This window comes from Altericroceibacterium endophyticum (assembly GCF_009827595.1).
GTDB lineage: Bacteria > Pseudomonadota > Alphaproteobacteria > Sphingomonadales > Sphingomonadaceae > Altericroceibacterium > Altericroceibacterium endophyticum.
Genome location: NZ_WTYT01000002.1, coordinates 67,512 through 84,742 on the forward strand (window position 1 = coordinate 67,512; position 17,231 = coordinate 84,742).

Annotated in this window: 15 protein-coding genes; 4 read left to right on the forward strand and 11 right to left on the reverse strand. The window is 58.7% G+C overall.

From position 1 onward, the window contains the following. Nucleotides 1–52 precede the first annotated feature (52 nt). Nucleotides 53–1,636, reverse strand: a complete 1,584-nt coding sequence (gene serA, locus GRI91_RS04320) for a phosphoglycerate dehydrogenase (protein WP_160735426.1) — start codon at nt 1,634–1,636, stop codon at nt 53–55. Between the two features lie 105 nt (nt 1,637–1,741). Further along, the gene (locus tag GRI91_RS04325) at nt 1,742–2,872 is read right to left on the reverse strand and encodes a phosphoserine transaminase (RefSeq protein ID WP_160735427.1); all 1,131 of its coding nucleotides are present in this window, start codon (nt 2,870–2,872) and stop codon (nt 1,742–1,744) included. A gap of 170 nt (nt 2,873–3,042) precedes the next feature. Here GRI91_RS04325 and GRI91_RS04330 point away from each other — a divergent pair, with 170 nt between their 5' ends. Next, a complete protein-coding gene (locus tag GRI91_RS04330; protein WP_160735428.1) occupies nt 3,043–3,720 on the forward strand; it encodes an extensin family protein in 678 nt (225 codons plus the stop codon). A 206-nt stretch (nt 3,721–3,926) separates the two neighbouring features. On the opposite strand, the gene GRI91_RS04335 is transcribed toward GRI91_RS04330, so the two are convergent. The 7 genes from GRI91_RS04335 to GRI91_RS04365 all read right to left on the reverse strand — a co-directional run bounded on the left by GRI91_RS04335 (nt 3,927) and on the right by GRI91_RS04365 (nt 10,343). Beyond that, a complete protein-coding gene (locus GRI91_RS04335; protein WP_337190314.1) occupies nt 3,927–4,664 on the reverse strand; it encodes a response regulator transcription factor in 738 nt (245 codons plus the stop codon). Nucleotides 4,665–4,784: 120 nt separating this feature from the next. Next, nucleotides 4,785–5,534 carry a proteasome-type protease gene (locus tag GRI91_RS04340; RefSeq protein WP_160735429.1) on the reverse strand — a complete coding sequence of 250 codons (750 nt, stop codon included), beginning with the start codon at nt 5,532–5,534 and terminating at the stop codon, nt 4,785–4,787. 43 nt (nt 5,535–5,577) lie between these two features. Further along, nucleotides 5,578–6,393, reverse strand: coding sequence for a transglutaminase family protein (locus GRI91_RS04345; protein WP_160735430.1), 816 nt, complete (start codon nt 6,391–6,393; stop codon nt 5,578–5,580). An 11-nt stretch (nt 6,394–6,404) separates the two neighbouring features. Next, nucleotides 6,405–7,349, reverse strand: coding sequence for an alpha-E domain-containing protein (locus GRI91_RS04350; protein WP_160735910.1), 945 nt, complete (start codon nt 7,347–7,349; stop codon nt 6,405–6,407). A 16-nt stretch (nt 7,350–7,365) separates the two neighbouring features. After that, the gene (locus GRI91_RS04355) at nt 7,366–8,790 is read right to left on the reverse strand and encodes a circularly permuted type 2 ATP-grasp protein (protein WP_160735431.1); all 1,425 of its coding nucleotides are present in this window, start codon (nt 8,788–8,790) and stop codon (nt 7,366–7,368) included. 70 nt (nt 8,791–8,860) lie between these two features. After that, nucleotides 8,861–9,703, reverse strand: a complete 843-nt coding sequence (locus GRI91_RS04360) for an esterase/lipase family protein (protein WP_237437661.1) — start codon at nt 9,701–9,703, stop codon at nt 8,861–8,863. Between the two features lie 91 nt (nt 9,704–9,794). Further along, entirely contained in the window at nt 9,795–10,343 is a 549-nt protein-coding gene (locus tag GRI91_RS04365) for a DUF3617 domain-containing protein (protein WP_160735432.1), read from the reverse strand. Between the two features lie 192 nt (nt 10,344–10,535). Here GRI91_RS04365 and uvrB point away from each other — a divergent pair, with 192 nt between their 5' ends. Continuing rightward, on the forward strand, nt 10,536–12,722 hold the full coding sequence (uvrB, locus tag GRI91_RS04370) for an excinuclease ABC subunit UvrB (RefSeq protein WP_160735433.1): 2,187 nt from the start codon (nt 10,536–10,538) through the stop codon (nt 12,720–12,722). Next, nucleotides 12,719–13,300, forward strand: coding sequence for a hypothetical protein (locus tag GRI91_RS04375; RefSeq protein WP_160735434.1), 582 nt, complete (start codon nt 12,719–12,721; stop codon nt 13,298–13,300). Before uvrB ends, GRI91_RS04375 begins: the two co-directional genes overlap by 4 nt. Here GRI91_RS04375 and GRI91_RS04380 read toward each other — a convergent pair. After that, nucleotides 13,278–15,380: a protein-disulfide reductase DsbD family protein gene (locus GRI91_RS04380; protein WP_160735435.1), complete on the reverse strand. Its 2,103-nt coding sequence runs from the start codon at nt 15,378–15,380 to the stop codon at nt 13,278–13,280. The two genes, GRI91_RS04375 and GRI91_RS04380, sit on opposite strands and share 23 nt — an antisense overlap. Before the next feature lie 77 nt (nt 15,381–15,457). Here GRI91_RS04380 and GRI91_RS04385 point away from each other — a divergent pair, with 77 nt between their 5' ends. Further along, nucleotides 15,458–16,672: a UbiH/UbiF/VisC/COQ6 family ubiquinone biosynthesis hydroxylase gene (locus GRI91_RS04385; RefSeq protein WP_160735436.1), complete on the forward strand. Its 1,215-nt coding sequence runs from the start codon at nt 15,458–15,460 to the stop codon at nt 16,670–16,672. A 50-nt stretch (nt 16,673–16,722) separates the two neighbouring features. Here GRI91_RS04385 and GRI91_RS04390 read toward each other — a convergent pair whose 3' ends face one another. Beyond that, on the reverse strand, nt 16,723–17,178 hold the full coding sequence (locus GRI91_RS04390) for a hypothetical protein (protein WP_160735437.1): 456 nt from the start codon (nt 17,176–17,178) through the stop codon (nt 16,723–16,725). Between the last annotated feature and the right edge of the window lie 53 nt (nt 17,179–17,231).

The following is a 17,231-nucleotide window of genomic DNA, read 5'->3' on the forward strand; positions in this document are numbered from 1 at the left end:
AAATCCAGTAGCCGTTCGCCCCCGCTGTGCAAGGGCGAACGGCCAATAAGGATCAGAAAGTCAGGCTTTTGACCAGCTTCACGCCCTGAAGCTGATTGGCCTTTTCGGCGACATCCTGAGGAATCGGCTGATCAACAGAGAGCAGCAGCACAGCTTCACCGCCCGTGGTGCGGCGACCAAGGTGGAAAGTGCCGATATTGATTCCGTTTTCACCCAGCAGCGAACCGATGCTGCCGATGAAGCCGGGAACGTCGTCATTGACGATATAGAGCATATTGCCGGTCAGTTCGGCTTCGATACCGATACCGAAGATTTCGACCAGACGCGGCTCGGTTGCACCGAAGAGCGAACCGGCGACCGACCGATCACCCTGGCTGGTTGCCACGGTGACACGGACCAATGTCTGATAGACACCTTCACGCTCATTGCGGATTTCGCGTACTTCAATGCCGCGTTCCTTCGCGAGATACGGCGCATTGACCATATTCACGGTGGAGGAGAAACGCTTCATCAGGCCGGCCAGCACAGCGCCGGTGATCGGCTTCTGATTGAGCTTGGCAGCGGCGCCTTCCACTTCGATGCTGATCTTGGGCAATTCGCCATGGGCGAGCTGACCAACCAGCGAACCGAGATTTTCGGCCAGCGCCATATAGGGCTTGAGCTTGGGTGCTTCTTCCGCCGAGAGCGAAGGCATGTTGAGCGCATTGGTAACACCGCCGGTGAGCAGATAATCGCTCATCTGTTCGGCGACCTGCAGCGCGACATTAACCTGTGCTTCTGTCGTGGAAGCGCCAAGATGCGGGGTACAGATGAAGTTCGGCGTGCCGAAAAGCGGGTGCTGCTTGGCCGGTTCTTCAAGGAACACGTCCAAGGCGGCGCCAGCGATATGGCCGCTATCGAGCAGATCCTTCAGCGCAGCTTCGTCGACCAGGCCGCCGCGGGCGCAATTGACGATACGCACGCCCTGCTTGGTCTTTTCCAGACGTTCACGGCTGAGAATGTTGCGGGTTTCATCGGTCAGCGGCGTATGCAGCGTGATGAAGTCGGCGCGGGTGGTCAGCGCTTCAAGGTCAACCTTCTCCACACCCATTTCAACCGCGCGGTCTTCGGTCAGGAACGGGTCATAGGCAATGACCTTCATCCGCAGGCCCTGTGCGCGGCTGGCAACGATCGAACCGATATTGCCTGCACCGATCAGGCCCAGCGTCTTGCCGGTTACTTCCACGCCCATGAACTTGCTCTTGGGCCATTCGCCCTGCTGCGTCAGCGTGTTGGCTTCCGGGATCTGGCGGGCCAGCGCCATGATCATGGCAATCGCATGTTCAGCGGTGGTGATCGAATTGCCGAACGGCGTGTTCATCACGACCACGCCCTGAGCGGATGCGGAAGGGATATCGACATTATCGACGCCGATACCGGCCCGGCCGATGACCTTCAGATTGGTCGCGGCTTCGAGAATTTCCGGCGTAACCTTGGTGGCTGAACGGATCGCCAGGCCATCATATTGGCCGATTACAGCCTTCAGTTCTTCCGGGGTCATGCCGGGTTTTACATCAACGTCACAGCCGCGATCTTCGAAGATCTTGGCGGCATTGGGGTCCATCTTGTCGGAAATAAGGACTTTGGGCTTGGTCATGAATCTTTCCAATCTTTGGAAAAGGCGCGTCGCTTCGCAGCAGGACGCGAAAAATCAGCCTTCCACGTCACCCCGTACAATACGGGCGTGACGGGGAAGCAGGGTTCAGGCAGCTTTTGCTGAGGCGTAGGCCCAGTCGAGCCAGGGGCCGAGCGCTTCGACATCGGCCGTATCGACCGTGGCGCCGCACCAGATGCGCAGCCCGGCAGGGGCATCGCGATAACCGGCAACATCATAGGCCGCGTCCTGCTCTTCGAGCAGCTTGGCCATTTTCTTGATGAAATCGGTGTCCGCGCCTTCCACCGTCAGGCAGACGCTGGTGTTGGACCGTGTGGCCGGATCAACCGCCAGATGGCCCAGCCAGTCACGCTCCTGCACGATCTTGTCGAGCGCGGCTGCATTGGCATTGGCGCGGGCCTTCGCCGCGTCCAGGCCGCCAAGCGACTTCACCCATTCGAGCGAGAAGATCGCGTCTTCTACAGCCAGCATGGAGGGCGTGTTGATGGTCGCACCGGTGAAGATGCCCTCATTCAGCTTGCCGCCCTTAACCAGACGGAAGACCTTTGGCAGCGGCCAGGACGGCGTATAGCTTTCCAGCCGTTCAACGGCACGCGGGCCGAGGATCAGAACGCCGTGCGCGCCTTCACCGCCGAGCACTTTCTGCCAGGAGAATGTCAGAACGTCGATCTTGTCCCAGGGGATATCCTGCGCGAATACGGCGCTGGTCGCATCGGCGATGCACAGGCCTTCGCGGTCATCGGCAATCCAGTCACCATTGGGAACGCGAACACCTGACGTGGTGCCATTCCAGGTGAAGATCACGTCATTCGACCAGTCAACCTGATCGAGAGCGGGAAGCTGGCCGTAATCGGCTTTGATAACTGTGGGGTCGAGCTTGAGCTGCTTGACAGCATCAGTGACCCAACCGTCACCGAAACTCTCCCAGGCAAGCGTCGTCACAGGCTTCGCGCCCAGCATTGTCCACATGGCCATCTCAACGGCGCCGGTATCAGAACCGGGGACGATGCCAATATGGTGGCTGTCGGGCAGCTGAAGCATTTCGCGGATCAGATCGAGACAATAGGCGATCCGGCCTTTGCCAATCTTACTGCGATGCGAGCGACCGAGGCTTTCGGTAGCGAGTTTTTCGGGGGCCCAGCCCGGCGGCTTCGCGCAGGGACCGGAAGAAAAATGCGGACGCGCGGGTTTGCGCGTGGGTACGGTATTATTTGTCATATAATGACTCTCCTCACAGAGAGCACGCGCGGCGTTGGGACCGCGTGGCCCGTCCGCCGCAATAAAGATGCGCACCCCAGAGTCAAGCACAGAGGGAAAGAAGCGCAGCCACTTATCCAGAGAAACTGTGTTAGCGGAACATTAAGCAAGCTTGAGGCATTAAGCTCAGCATGTTTCGCCGCTTTTCCGCTCTCTTTCTGGTTGCCAGCCTGACCGCGTGTTCGGTGCTCCCCGGAGATAGCAAGCAGGCACCACGCGCTCCGGCAAGGCAGCAGGCCAGCGGACCGATTGACCGGGGCGGAGCCGCCGGACAATGTTTGAGCGAACTGGGCCAGATGCAAGCCGATTTCACGCCCCTGCCCGATCGGTATTTAGGCAAGGGATGCAGTAATCTGAATACGGTGAAGCTGTCTGGCCTGCATGGTGATTTGGAGACGTTTTCCGTCACCAATCTGGGGCCCGTCACCTGCTCCACCGCAACCGCCTTTGCCGGGTGGGCGCGATATGGCGCAGATCGTGCCGCACGCCAGATTCTGGGCTCTCCCCTGAAGCGAATCGAAACCTTCGGCAGCTATAATTGCCGCAATGTCGCCGGCAGCAATCGCCGCTCTGCCCACGCCACCGCCGATGCCATTGACATATCGGCCTTCGTGCTCGCCAATGGTCAGCGTATTTCTGTTCTCGGCGATTGGTCGAAAGGAAGTTCAGCAGAACGCCGCTTCCTGCGCGTGGTTCATGAAAGTGCCTGCAAGCGTTTTGCGACAGTGCTGGGGCCAGAATATAATGCGGCCCACCTTGATCATTTGCATATTGAAGGCACGAATGAGGGCAAAAGCTATTGCCGATAATGGGGCAAGATTAAAGAACGCTCTCGGCCACTAGTCCGTGTTTTTTCTGAGCCTGGCAGGCCTTACAATCCCCGCTTGCGCGCACCCTTTCGATAATTTGAACAGCACCGCGCAAGCAGCGCACACAGGCAATATCACCCCCACGTTGCAGCCGGGAACGGCAGATCAAAGCAGCCGCAGGTTCCCGGAGGGGGCACTGTCAGCCCTCACCCTATGCGACGAAGATCCTGCATATCCTCTTTTGTATCCGTATCTTCTTCATGGGCTGAAGGCAGCTCTGCTTCCAGCCACAGACGAACCGCCTTAGCCGCGTGATCGGCCCCCAGCTTATCCATCATATTCGCCCGGTGGATTTCCACAGTGCGCGGGCTGATACTGAGATGTCTGGCGATTAATTTGTTGGAGCAACCACTGGCCAGCCAATCGAGCACTTCCTTTTCACGCTTGCTCAATTGCGCGATACGCTGCCTTGCCTCAATCAGCTTGCGGCGGGCACTCAGATGCGCCTCCGCCTCTTCCATCAATTGGTCCAGAATTGCTGCGAATTGTTCACGCCGCAGCGGCAGTTGAAGATAATACAGCGCCCCGCCCTTGATCGCATCGACGACGCTTTCAAGGTTCGGCTCCCGCGCGGCAATAACGACCGGAAGAAAGATCTCCGCCCGTTCCAATTGCCTGAAAAGCGCATCGACATCGCCGCCAAGCATGTCTTCGCATATCAGGATAAGTCCACTTTGCGGGCGACTGAGACAAAGCTCTTCGCAATCCGCATAGACTTCTGCGTGGGATCCGAGCGAATAAGCCAGCCTTGCATGTTCAGCGCGGCTCCGGCTGTCGCTATCGACGAAGTGGATGGTTGGGTTCTGCATCATGGCGGCAAGATTGCCGCGCTTTTCCAAACCCGTCAGGTCTTCTGACATCCGTTTCGGATGCGTTAGCGACACCCTTTTTGCTTTTTTCCCTGACATAGTGCTCCCCAATAGATCCATTCTGAACGCATTCAGGAACTAAAGGAAATTGCGGAGTAAATAACTCAGGGTAATTATCTAAGCACAGTTACCTAACTAACCATCCGCTCTATCGAAAGAGAAGTTAGGTAGACCATCGAAGGCGCTACGAAGTGCTTCGCTCCAACTGGAAGATATTAAAGAGAAATACGGATCAGTTGCTTCGATTCGCTGTTCATACGCCGGTTCATATTTGTCTTTTTCAATTACCAGCAGGTCCAGCGGCAGGCCGACAGAGAGGTTGGCCTTCAGCGTGGAATCGAAACTGACCATGAGCAGCTTCACTGCATCTTCAAAATTCATCTCGCGATTATAAGCGCGAATGATGATCGGCCGGCCATATTTCGTTTCACCAATCTGAAAGAAAGGCGTGTCGAGACTGGCTTCGATGAAATTTCCCTCGGGATAGATCATGAACAAGCGCGGTTCCATGCCCTTGATCTGGCCAGCCAGAATCATGGATGCGGTGAAGCGCCCCTCCCCAGACTGACCATTCTTGGACTGTGTTTCCCGTACCGTCTGGCGCAGGGTCCGCCCGACTTCGGCTGCCACCTGAAACATGGTCGGCAGTTCCATCAGCGAGTTCTGGCGGTCTTCCGGCGCCTTCGTCCGTTCCTCAAGCTGGCTGATCACTGATTGAGTGGTCGCCAGATTACCCGCTGTCATCAGCGAAATAATCCGCTCCCCCGGTACGTTCCAGTGGGTCATTTTCTGAAAAACGGAAATATTGTCGACCCCGGAATTGGTCCGGGTATCGCTCATGAGTACCAGCCCGCGGTCGAGCATCATCCCAACGCAATAGGTCATAATTCGTCCTGCTTATACTTATCAGGGTGCGTTCAATCGCACCTTATTGTTCGGGGGTCTGTTGTTCCACTGCAAGATTGACCGTCAAATCTTCGGCCGTTGCACCAAAACTGATCCCAGTGATCGGCGCCGCATCGTGGTAATCGCGTCCCGTCGCGACCCGTACATAGCGGGGATCGGGGCTAATACCATTGGAAATATCGAACCCGACCCATCCCAGATTCTGCACATGGGCCTCGGCCCAGGCATGGGTAGCTTCCTGATGGATCCGGTCGTCCATCATCAGATATCCGCTGACATAACGCGCGGGGATGTCGAGCGAGCGGGCCGCTGCGATAAAGATATGCGCGTGGTCCTGACACACACCACTGCCCGCGATAACGGCTTCTTCGGCTGTCGTGTCAACCTGCGTCGTGCCGGTTTCATACTTCACCTGATCGCGAATGGCGGATGACAGATTATGCAGTGTTTCCACCATGCCGTTTTCGCTGCGCTCGACCGAACTGATCAATTGCTTGATCTTCGGCCCCGCCTTGGTGAGTGGCGTCTCACCCAGAAATGCCCATAGCGGCATATGGCCGGAATGGTGGCCGATAAGACCGGCCTTATCCTCGGTATTGACCAGCCCTTCGCAGCTGACGACGACCTGCTCCGCCCCTTCATCCACCGAAATCAGGACCACCGTATTGAAGTTCTGATCTTCATAGACCAGCTCTTCACGGGCGCCTTCATAACGCATCGTCCACTCCAGGATTTCCTGACCCTGCGTGCTTTTTGGCGTTAACCGCAGGCGCTGCAATCCATGGGAGACAGGAGCAGCAAAGCGGTAGCGGGTGGAATGGTGGACAGCGAGGCGCATGGATAATCTCTTCAGGAATTGAAGCGGTATTCCTCCGCAATTGATTGGGCGAGGGCCTGATTGGATGAGATGAACTCCAGCAGGAATTCATGCAGGCCACGATCGAAGATATCCTCCACCGTCTTGCCCGTCAGGCGCAGATCGGCTTCGCGCAGCAACGCGTTTGCAGCGGTTTCGGACCCGTGCATCCGCGAAAGGATGGCCAGATTTTCGCGCAATTCGGCATAGCAGAATGCCAGACTACGCGGGAAACGGTCATCCAGAATGAGGAAGTCCGCAATCGAGCGTGCGTCCATCCGGCCGGCATTCAGCCAGCGATAGGCGCGTTCACCCGATAGTGAACGCAGCACATTGTCCCACTGTCCGCTATCCAGCGCAGTGCCGACATGAGCCAGCGAAGGCAGCAGCAGATAGTATTTCACGTCGAGAATACGTGCCGAATTATCCGCCCGTTCGATGAAGGTCCCGGCGCGGGCGAAACAATAAATCTCGTTACGCATCATGGAACCATGGGTGGCGCCGCGTGCCAGCGTCGATTCACGGCGAACCACCGACAGGACTGTGCCCAGATTGGCTTCCCGCAAGGGCCGGCGCAGCATTTCGGTCAGCGTCATCCAGCCTTCATTAATCGCTTCCCACACTTCTGCGGTGAGCGATGAACGACATGCCCGGGCGTTGGTCCGCGCTTTTTCAAACATCGCCAGCACGCTGAGCGGGTTATTCTTGGACCGCACGACAAAATCGCAGACATGCGCGCCCGAATAATCGTCATAATGCTCCTCATAAGACGATTTCAGGCCGAGCGTGCTGACGACAGAGCGCCATTCTTCATTCGCTGCTTCGGCCCCGCGGGTGAGGGTCATCCGGTGGCCAGCCTCCATCAAGCGGGCAGTGTTCTCCGCCCGCTCGAGATAGCGATACATCCAGAAAATTCCGTTGGCGGTCCGTCCGAGCATCATTCTATCTCCGCCATCAATCGTCCAAGACCCAGCTATCCTTGGTCCCGCCGCCCTGGCTCGAATTCACAACCAGAGACCCCTTCTTCATCGCCACGCGAGTGAGCCCGCCGGGCGTGATGTCGATCCCCTTGGGGGACATCAAGACGAAGGGGCGCAAATCGACATGGCGCGGGGCCAGTCCCTTGCGGGTGAAGATCGGACAAGTGGACAGGGCCAGTGTCGGCTGGGCAATGTAATTTTCGGGCTTCGCTTCCAGCTTGGCGCGAAAGGCGCGGATTTCCTTCTTGGAGGAGGTCGGCCCGATCAGCATGCCGTAGCCGCCCGATCCGTGGACTTCCTTCACCACCAGCTCTTCCAGATTGTCGAGCACATATTTCAGGCTGTCCGGATCGGCGCAGCGATGCGTTTCAACATTGGGCAGCAACGGTTTTTCGCCCGTATAGAACTCGACGATTTCCGGCATGAAGGAATAGATCGCCTTATCATCAGCCACCCCGGTCCCCGGCGCATTGGCGATGGTGATCTTGCCCGCACGGTAGACATCCATGATCCCCGGAACGCCCAGAACACTGTCAGGGTTGAAAGTGAGCGGGTCCAGAAAATCATCGTCAACACGGCGATAAAGCACATCGATCGGTTTGAAACCGCGTGTCGTCCTCATCTGTACGCGGCCATCCACTACGCGCAGATCGCTGCCCTCGACCAGCTCGGCGCCCATCTGGTCAGCCAGAAAGGCATGCTCAAAATAGGCCGAATTGTAGATCCCCGGAGTCAGCACCGCGACGGTCGGATGTTCTCCGGCACAAGCCGGGGCGCAGGCTGCGAGGCTGGTAGCAAGACGGCGGGGGTAATTCGACACCGGCTGAACCTTCACCCGGCTGAACAATTCGGGGAACATCGCCATCATGGTTTCGCGGTTTTCGAGCATATAGCTCACCCCGCTGGGCGTGCGCGCATTGTCTTCCAGCACCATGAACTCGTCCGTTCCGGTGCGGACCAGATCGATGCCGACAATATGATTGTAAATGCCCCCAGGCGGCGTGAAGCCCACCATCTGCGACAGCCACGCGGTGTTGCTGCGAAACAAACGCTCCGGCAAGCGGCCTGAACGGATGATTTCCTGACGGTGATAGAGATCATGCATGAACGCATTCAGGGCATGAACACGTTGCTCAATCCCGCGGGACAGACGGCGCCACTCGCCGCCACCAATAATCCGCGGAACGATATCAAATGGAATCAGGCGCTCTTCTGCGTCTTCCTGGCCATAAACATTGAATGTTATGCCCGTTCGGCGAAACAGGCTCTCAGCCTCAAAACTCTTTCGTCGCATCCAGCTGCCGTCCTGTTCGGACAGCCAATCGTGATATCCCTTGTAGGCTGGTCGGATGGTTCCATCCGGCCCACTCATCTCATCGAAATTCGCTGGTTCGCTCATAGACCCCCTTATTGCAGCGCAGCATATTCATATAACAGCTGTGCTGCCAAGCCTTATTAATCATAAAGCGTCAGCAGGCATCAAGTTCCCTTAAAATCATCAGGATAGACTCTTCTGAATAGGCAAAACCCAGATGTGTGCAGCGTAAACTGATCGAACGATCACGCTCACCGCGGCGGCCACAGGAACTTCGCGGCGATACGATGCCGTCCCGCGGACTCCACAAAGCGACTGTTTCAACCGGGGGTTTTTCCGGAAGATATGCTTCTACCGGCGGTGCATCGACAGAATGGCCAGTCACCAGATGATAGAGCCGCCACGCATTATTGGCATGCGGATCACCGGAAAAGGGCGAGCCCATCGTCACCACCTTGCGCACCGCCTCTGGATGTCGCTTGGCGATTTCACGCGCAAAAATGCCGCCGAGGCTCCAGCCGATCAGCACGACCTCCTGACCATATCGCGCGCGTAATTGCTGCACGCGCTCAGAGAGGAGCTCAAAATTCTCATCCGTGGGGCCGAAATTGAAGCCCAGCCCCCAACGCTTCACCGTGTGCCCTGCTTTTTCGAGCTGCCGCGCCATGTAACGCATGCGGACCGGATGGGTGGCAAATCCAGGCAGCAGCATCACCACTTGCGGATTTTCGGAGTGCGCGACCGGGATTTCACGCTGCACACGGCGAAATGGTTCGGCAAAGACCGCCAATTCACCCATCAGATATTTTGCCTTCGGCCCGCGTACATCCCGCGGCCGGCGATGGCCGAGCAAAGCAAGACGTTTGCCAACCGCATCGCCAAATGCCTGCAAGGGCGCCGCATCAAAAGGGCTGCGTTGAATTACACTGGTGAGGTTCATAGCCGCCGTCTGTAACAGAAATGACTTATTCCACCATGAACGCATGAAGGTGGTCATATTTCCAACCCATATGAAAAAGGGCGACCAATTGGCCGCCCCTTCCCTGTGTTCTGATTGACAGTAACTGGCCTGCCTGCGGCCAGTATTGTCAGCTGCAATCGCCGAGGCGTTCGCTTTCCATTTTCATTTTCATGAAGACTTGCGATTCATCCGGCATTCCGGGGACCTTCTGCCGCAGCTCCATCACCAGAGTGGAACCATCTTCGCGCATTGTGCCGTCGAACTTCACATTGCCGCTGGTGCCCTGCACATCGTTGCAGGTCATATCAGCAGAGATTTTATCGTCCGAAGCGTTGAAGCTGTTGAAGGTGCAGTCGCCTTCCGCAATTTCCTCCAGAAACCCTTCAAAACCTTTGTCCGCTTCCTCAGGCGTCAGGCAAAAGCTGTTTTTCATGCCGGATGCTTCCTCGAAAACCGATTGCAGCTGCTTGGCCTGCGCATCGGGCATCCCGGGAATTTCGAAATCCATCATTTCCATGGAGGTCTTATATTCACCCGGAGCGGGGTGAATGAGATTTTCGGCCTGACGCGCCACGTCTTCCTGAGAAACCGGGCCATCGCCTTCTTCTGGTTCAGAGGAGCAGGCGGCCAGCATCAGTGCGGCGCCCAGCGGCAAAATGGCGAGTGTCTTCAACATAAATCATCCTCTGACATAGTGAGTGACCTGCCAGATGGCCGGTTCAGACACCACTCTTACCAAGCCCTTTTCGCCCTGCCAACTTCCACGACAGTCGCTCCATCCGCCAACTTGCTGTCAGAGCGCAATTATACCCGCGCTATCTCGCGTGAAGCATTGCGCGGCGCAGCGAATGTCCCCATATGTTCCGCCATGGCCGAACTCGTTATCCGCCGCGGGCTGGAAGAACCAGACACATCCGGCAACTTCACCCCCCATAAGCCCAACCGTCCTGAAAAGACGCAGGGTGGCAAGCCTTTCAAGCTGGTTTCCGAATATCAACCCGCAGGCGATCAGCCGACCGCCATTTCGGAATTGGTGGCCGGCGCGCGTGACGAAGAGAATACGCAGGTGCTGCTGGGCGTGACCGGCTCAGGCAAAACCTTCACCATGGCCAAGGTGATCGAGGAATTGCAGCGCCCGGCGCTGATCCTCGCGCCCAACAAGATCCTCGCGGCCCAGCTTTACGGCGAATTCAAGAGCTTCTTCCCTGAAAACGCGGTGGAATATTTCGTATCCTATTACGACTATTACCAGCCCGAAGCCTATGTTCCGCGCTCCGACACCTATATCGAGAAGGAAAGCTCCACCAATGAAGCGATCGACCGGATGCGCCATTCGGCCACCCGCGCTTTGCTGGAACGCGATGATGTGATCATCGTCGCCTCGGTTTCCTGCCTTTACGGTATCGGGTCGGTGGAAACCTATTCGGCGATGATCTTCGACCTGAAGAAAGATCAGAGCGTTGATCAGCGGGAAATCATCCGCAAACTCGTGGCACTGCAATATAAGCGCAACGATGCCGGTTTCGCGCGGGGCAATTTCCGCGTTCGGGGCGACAATCTGGAAATCTTCCCCAGCCATTATGAAGATGCCGCCTGGCGCGTATCCTTCTTCGGTGACGACATTGAAGAGATCAGCGAATTCGACCCGTTGACGGGCAAGAAGGGCGCCAGTCTCGACAAGATCCGCATCTATGCCAATTCGCATTATGTAACCCCCGGCCCGACCATGAAGCAGGCCAGCGAGGCGATCCGCTTCGAGCTTCAGGAACGGCTGAAGGAATTGCACGAGGCCGGCATGTTACTGGAGGCGCAAAGGCTGGAACAGCGGACCAATTTCGATCTCGAAATGATTGCCGCAACCGGTTCCTGCGCCGGAATCGAGAATTATTCCCGCTTCCTGACCGGCCGGATGCCGGGCGAACCGCCGCCAACCCTGTTTGAATATCTGCCCGAAAATGCGCTGCTCTTCGTCGATGAAAGCCACCAGACCGTGCCGCAGATCGGCGCGATGTCGAAGGGTGACCACCGGCGCAAGATCACGCTGGCGGAATATGGTTTCCGCCTGCCCAGTTGTATCGACAACCGCCCGCTGCGCTTCAATGAATGGGACGCGATGCGGCCTCAGACCTTTACCGTTTCCGCCACGCCCGGATCATGGGAAATGGAGGAGACCGGCGGCGTCTTTGCCGAACAGGTTATTCGCCCGACCGGCCTGATCGATCCGCCCGTGGAAATCCGCCCGGTGGAGGATCAGGTTCAGGATTGCATCAATGAGTGCAAGGAGAACGCGGCCAAGGGCTATCGCACGCTGGTCACCACCCTGACCAAACGGATGTCCGAAGACCTCACCGAATTCATGCATGAAGCGGGTGTCCGCGTGCGCTACATGCATTCGGATGTCGAAACGCTGGAGCGGATCGAGCTGATCCGCGACCTGCGCATGGGCGTTTACGACGTGCTGATCGGCATCAATCTGCTGCGCGAAGGGCTCGACATTCCAGAATGCGGGCTGGTCTGCATTCTGGATGCGGACAAGGAAGGCTTCCTGCGCAGTGAAACCTCGCTGATCCAGACAATCGGCCGCGCCGCGCGTAATGTCGATGGCCACGTGATCCTCTATGCCGACCGCATCACGGGCAGTATGGAGCGCGCCATGGCGGAGACCGACCGCCGCCGGGAAAAACAGCGCGCCTATAATGAGGAGCACGGCATCACGCCGCAGACCATCAAGCGCGATATTGCCGATATCGTCGCCCATACCGCCGCCGGTGATGGCGTCACGGTGGATCTGGAAGATGGAGAGACCAACAATCTGGTCGGCCACAATCTGCGCGCCTATATCGAAGATCTCGAAGGACGGATGCGCAAGGCCGCGGCTGATCTCGAATTTGAAGAAGCAGGGCGTCTGCGTGACGAGATTCGCCGGCTTGAGAATGAGGAACTGGGTCTGCCCGATGGCGACAAGAAGGCGCCGCAGGTCGGGCGCAGCAATGAAGGCAAGCCCGGCACGCGCAAGACGCGCTATGGCAAGACGCAAAGGAAGTGGAAGAAGTGAAACGCGCCGCCATTCTGGCCGTATTGGCACTCGCCGCTTGTGGCCGGCAGGATAACGCCCCGCTTCAGGCGCAGCGCATATCGCTGGAAAAAAGCGGCGCACCGACGGAGGAACCGCTGGCCTCCCCGGACACGGATAATTCCCGCTGGCGCGTTGCCGATGATGGCCGTGCGATCCATTTCGGCGCGCCCGATGGCGATCCGATGCTAACGCTGGCCTGCCGATTGAAAGAAACACCACCGCAATTGGTGATCATCCGACATATTGCCGCGCAGCCGGGCCAGAAGGCGCTGATGCCCGTGATCGGCAATGGCATGATTTCCCGCTTCAAAGTCGATGCTTCGCTGAATGAAGGGGAATGGCGCTGGGAAGGCAGCTTCCCCGCAACCGATCCAGATCTGGACGTCTTCACCGGACGGCGCGATCTGGAAGCGACGCTTCCGGGCGGCGGTTCGCTCTATATTGGCGGAAGTCCGCTGCCGGGTGAATTCGTGACATGGTGCCGCATGGGCGGCCGCGTGCTGGCGCTGGAGGAAAAGGAAGCGGAAAAAGACGCTAGCGAGACGCCCGATCCGTAAGGCTGTCAGGCGTCAGGATCTGCGGCAGCACCTCCGGCTCCCCGCCATCTGCCGGATACCATAGATAGAGCGGCACACCGCCAACGCCGTGGCGCGTCAGGAAGCGCGTGATCGCCGGCTCACGCCGCGTCCAGTCGCCACGCATCGCCACAACGCCTGCTTTTTCAAAGGCTTTGCGGGTTTCCTCACGCTCTATCGCGACATTTTCATTCACCTTGCAGGTGAGACACCAATCAGCGGTGAACCAGAGAAAGACCGGCTTTCCTTCGGCCCTCGCCGCGCTTAGCGCGTCCTCGCTGAAAGGAACCACGGCCAATAGGCTGTCCGCCTCCGCCGAGCTACTATCTTCCAGACGGGGCAAGCCGATCACGCCGATCACGGCCAGCACCGCCAGCCCAGCGATAAACAGAGGCAGCGCGCGGCGCCCGGCCTGATAGCGGCGGATCACAATGACCAGCAACAGTGTGAAGGCCGCCGCCAGCGCCAATGCCAATGCCGCAAAGGCGCCGCCCCCCAATTGCAGGCACAGCCAGACCAGTGCCAGCACGGTCAGCCCCATCGGCACCGCCAGTATTTTACGGAAACGGTCCATCCACGGCCCGGGGCGCGGCAGAATACGGCGCAGCGGAGGAATAAAGCCGAGCAGCAGGAACGGCAGCGCGAGCCCCAGCCCCAGCGCAGCAAAAAGCAGCAAGGCCTGTGCAGGGGGCAATAACAGGGCCGCGCCCATCGCGGCCGCCATGAAGGGGCCGGTGCAAGGTGTCGCCACAAAGGCGGCAAGCAACCCGGTGGAAAAGGCCCCGCTGCGCCCGCCGGCGCGGTTGAGCGATAGCGACGGCAATTCATACAGGCCTGCCAGATTGGCCGTAATCGCCAGTGCCAGCGCCAACAGCGCAACCACTACGCCCGGTTCCTGTAGCTGGAAGGCCCAACCGATTTCTGTGCCCCCGGCCCGCAAAGCGAGCAGCAGCACGCCCAGCATCACACAGGCCAGGATCACCCCGGCGCTATAAGCCAGCCCTTCGCGTCTTGCCTCCGCTTCGCTTTCACCCGCACGGGCCAGGCTGAGCGCTTTGAGGCTGAGGATCGGGAATACGCAGGGCATGATATTGAGCAGCAACCCACCCGCCAGCGCGCCTGCCAGAAGTACCCATAGCGGTGCCAGATTGCCTGCCGCATCTGTGCCCTCTCCGCCGCCAGACAGGATAATACCACCTGAAGGGACCGTGCCCGGCTGCGCGATGAAACGCACACCATTGCCCGCATCATCCAGCTTCAGAATGCCGCTCAGCGCCTCGGCATCCTGCTCCAGCCCCTTACGCGGCAATTCGGCAACCAGCGTATCTCCCTTGCGCCTGAATATCTGCGCCCCCGCATAATCAACCAGCTGCGTTTCACCGAGGAAGAGATATGGCGCAGGTACATCCAGCGACGCCGGCAGCGGGATCGCGATGCGCAGCGTCTTGGGGCCAAGCGAAAATTGCGCCTGCTGATCCAGCAGCGGCGGCAGGGCGGCGCGCCATGCGTCAAACCTGCTCGCATTGTCCTGGTTCTCCAGCCTTACGGACAGCTCTGCTTCTTCGGGTACGCAGATCTTGTCGGTACACGCGAGCCATTGCGCATCGAGCGACACGGTCTGTCCGTCAGCAGCCGCACCGGCCGGCGCGTTCAGCGGGATGAGAACCGCATAATCGCCTTCGTAAACATGGTTCATCAGCCCCGCGATCAACAGGGTCTGCGGCACGGGATAGAGCGGCTCGCCGACGCTCCACCCTTCCGGCAAGGTCCAGCCCAGCCGCATGCCGTAACCCGCATCACCCGGATTGCGCCAATAGCCATGCCAACCGGGGGCGGGTGTAAAATGCAGCGCGAGCGTCCAATCGCCATCCTTCTGCGCCGAAGGCGTGGCAACCAGTTCTGCGGCAATATGATTGGCGTCTTTCCGTGCGCCCTGCGCCATGCCCTGCGGGGCAGATGTCTGAACCAGGGTCTGGACTTGGTCTTGCGCCAGCGCCTGCGTGCCGGAACAGATTGCCAGACAAAGGCCGACTATCGTCAGCAAGCGATGAAAAAAGGGCATTGAGCTTGCGTGCATGGTGGATGCCGCTCTAGGACGCTCTATATGAACCCGCAATGGAATAACCACTGGACAAAGCGATGAGTGAAACGCGCGATCTGCTAATTATTGGTGGCGGTCTGGTGGGCATGACATTGGCGCTGACCGCTGCAAAACAAGGGCTGACCAGCCATGTGGTCGACCGCGCCGACCCGGCGGATCTGACCGCAGAGGGATTTGACGGCCGAGCATCGGCCATTTCCACGGCCAGCTGGAACCTGTTCACCAATATCGGTCTGGCCGACAGACTCGAAGAATTCGGCTGTCCGATCGAATCCATTGCCGTGACCGACGCGATGAAGCCGGGACGCATCGACTTCACACCCGAAAAACATGAAGGCTCGCTGGGCCGGATGTTTTCCAATCGCACGCTGCGTCAGGCCTTGTTTGAAGCGGCTTCGGAAGCAGAGCTGATCAATTGGCATGCCAAGGCCGAAGTCACCGAACGGCACCGCGACACCCATGGCGTATCGGCCAAGCTTGCCGACGGCACGCAGCTAAAGGCCCGCCTGATGGTCGCGGCCGAAGGGCGTCGCTCCCCCACACGGGATGAAGCCGGCCTGTCGCTGGCGCAGTGGGATTACCGGCACCGCGCGATTATTGCGGGGCTGACGCATGAAAAACCGCATGACAATGTCGCGTGGGAAATCTTTTACCCCGCCGGGCCTTTCGCGCTACTCCCGCTGCTCGATACGCCGGACGGCAAACATCGCAGCGCACTGGTCTGGACCGTATCGGAAAAAGACGCGGCAGGCTATCTGGCCCTGCCCGAGCGCGCTCTTCACGCCGAAATCGAAAAGCGGATGCAGGGCATTTTCGGGGACATTGCGCTCAATGGTCCGCGCAGTTCCTATCCGCTGAGTTTTCAGCATACCGCCACCATCACGGCCGACCGTCTGGCGCTCGTGGGGGATGCGGCGCATGGTATCCACCCGATCGCAGGGCAAGGCCTGAACCTGGGCCTGCGCGACGTCGGCACCTTGATGGAAGTCCTGGTGGAAGGGATGCGGATCGGGCTCGATCCCGGCGATGCCCAGCTGCTGAAGCGCTATGAACGCTGGCGCGGTCTCGACAGTTTCAGCGTCGCGGCCTCTACCGACGCGCTTACCTGGCTGTTCGGCGTTCCGGGGCGTATCCCCAGTGCCATTCGCCGGCTTGGCATGGGCATTGTTCAGCGCTCCTCACCGCTCAAGACCTTTTTCATGGATGAAGCGCGCGGCGTTAGCGGGGACTTGCCGGAACTGCTGCGCGGCTGACCGGGCGAAATGCGCCGCACCAATGCGCGGCCATCGCTGCGTCACGCCCTTCAACCGCCGATGGTAAGATCTTCCGCGCGGTTGAGAACAACATGCGTCTGGTAATAATATTTGCCCGATGGCCGCCCATACGTCGTAAAGTCAATTCTGACCGTGCGCGCCGCGCCCTGAACCGCGATCCGCTGTCCCAATAATGCCTTCTCCACGTCACCGCCCAGACGGCGGATCAGGGCCTGTTCAACCTTCGGCGTAATCACGATGGTGAGACAGCGCGGATCGCGGTAATCAGTCTGTGAATTGAGATAGAGGCGGCTCTTGTCCCGCCCGGTTGCCCGCACAGCCATATCAAAGACGCCAAAGACCGGCCTTGGCGCAACTTGCGCGGCATTGAACACGGCCTGTTCGGGATAAAGACGGGTGTGCACGGGACCGGGCTGCGCCGCGCAGGCTGACAGCGCAACCGGCAAAGCGGCTAAGAGCAAAGGTCGAAAAGACCGCAAACGCATGTGAGGAATGCAAGGCACGGGTTCAGTCTCCACGAATATGGAGCCCGAATTCT

Bases quoted from the DNA above. Each gene is read 5' to 3' on its own strand.
- GRI91_RS04390 (WP_160735437.1), bottom strand. From the start codon at position 17,178: ATGCGTTTGCGGTCTTTTCGACCTTTGCTCTTAGCCGCTTTGCCGGTT.
- serA (WP_160735426.1), bottom strand. From the start codon at position 1,636: ATGACCAAGCCCAAAGTCCTTATTTCCGACAAGATGGACCCCAATGCC.
- GRI91_RS04350 (WP_160735910.1), bottom strand. From the start codon at position 7,349: ATGCTCGGACGGACCGCCAACGGAATTTTCTGGATGTATCGCTATCTC.
- GRI91_RS04325 (WP_160735427.1), bottom strand. From the start codon at position 2,872: ATGACAAATAATACCGTACCCACGCGCAAACCCGCGCGTCCGCATTTT.
- GRI91_RS04345 (WP_160735430.1), bottom strand. From the start codon at position 6,393: ATGCGCCTCGCTGTCCACCATTCCACCCGCTACCGCTTTGCTGCTCCT.
- GRI91_RS04360 (WP_237437661.1), bottom strand. From the start codon at position 9,703: ATGACCACCTTCATGCGTTCATGGTGGAATAAGTCATTTCTGTTACAG.
- GRI91_RS04365 (WP_160735432.1), bottom strand. From the start codon at position 10,343: ATGTTGAAGACACTCGCCATTTTGCCGCTGGGCGCCGCACTGATGCTG.
- uvrB (WP_160735433.1), top strand. From the start codon at position 10,536: ATGGCCGAACTCGTTATCCGCCGCGGGCTGGAAGAACCAGACACATCC.
- GRI91_RS04355 (WP_160735431.1), bottom strand. From the start codon at position 8,790: ATGAGCGAACCAGCGAATTTCGATGAGATGAGTGGGCCGGATGGAACC.
- GRI91_RS04330 (WP_160735428.1), top strand. From the start codon at position 3,043: ATGTTTCGCCGCTTTTCCGCTCTCTTTCTGGTTGCCAGCCTGACCGCG.
- GRI91_RS04340 (WP_160735429.1), bottom strand. From the start codon at position 5,534: ATGACCTATTGCGTTGGGATGATGCTCGACCGCGGGCTGGTACTCATG.
- GRI91_RS04380 (WP_160735435.1), bottom strand. From the start codon at position 15,380: ATGCCCTTTTTTCATCGCTTGCTGACGATAGTCGGCCTTTGTCTGGCA.
- GRI91_RS04385 (WP_160735436.1), top strand. From the start codon at position 15,458: ATGAGTGAAACGCGCGATCTGCTAATTATTGGTGGCGGTCTGGTGGGC.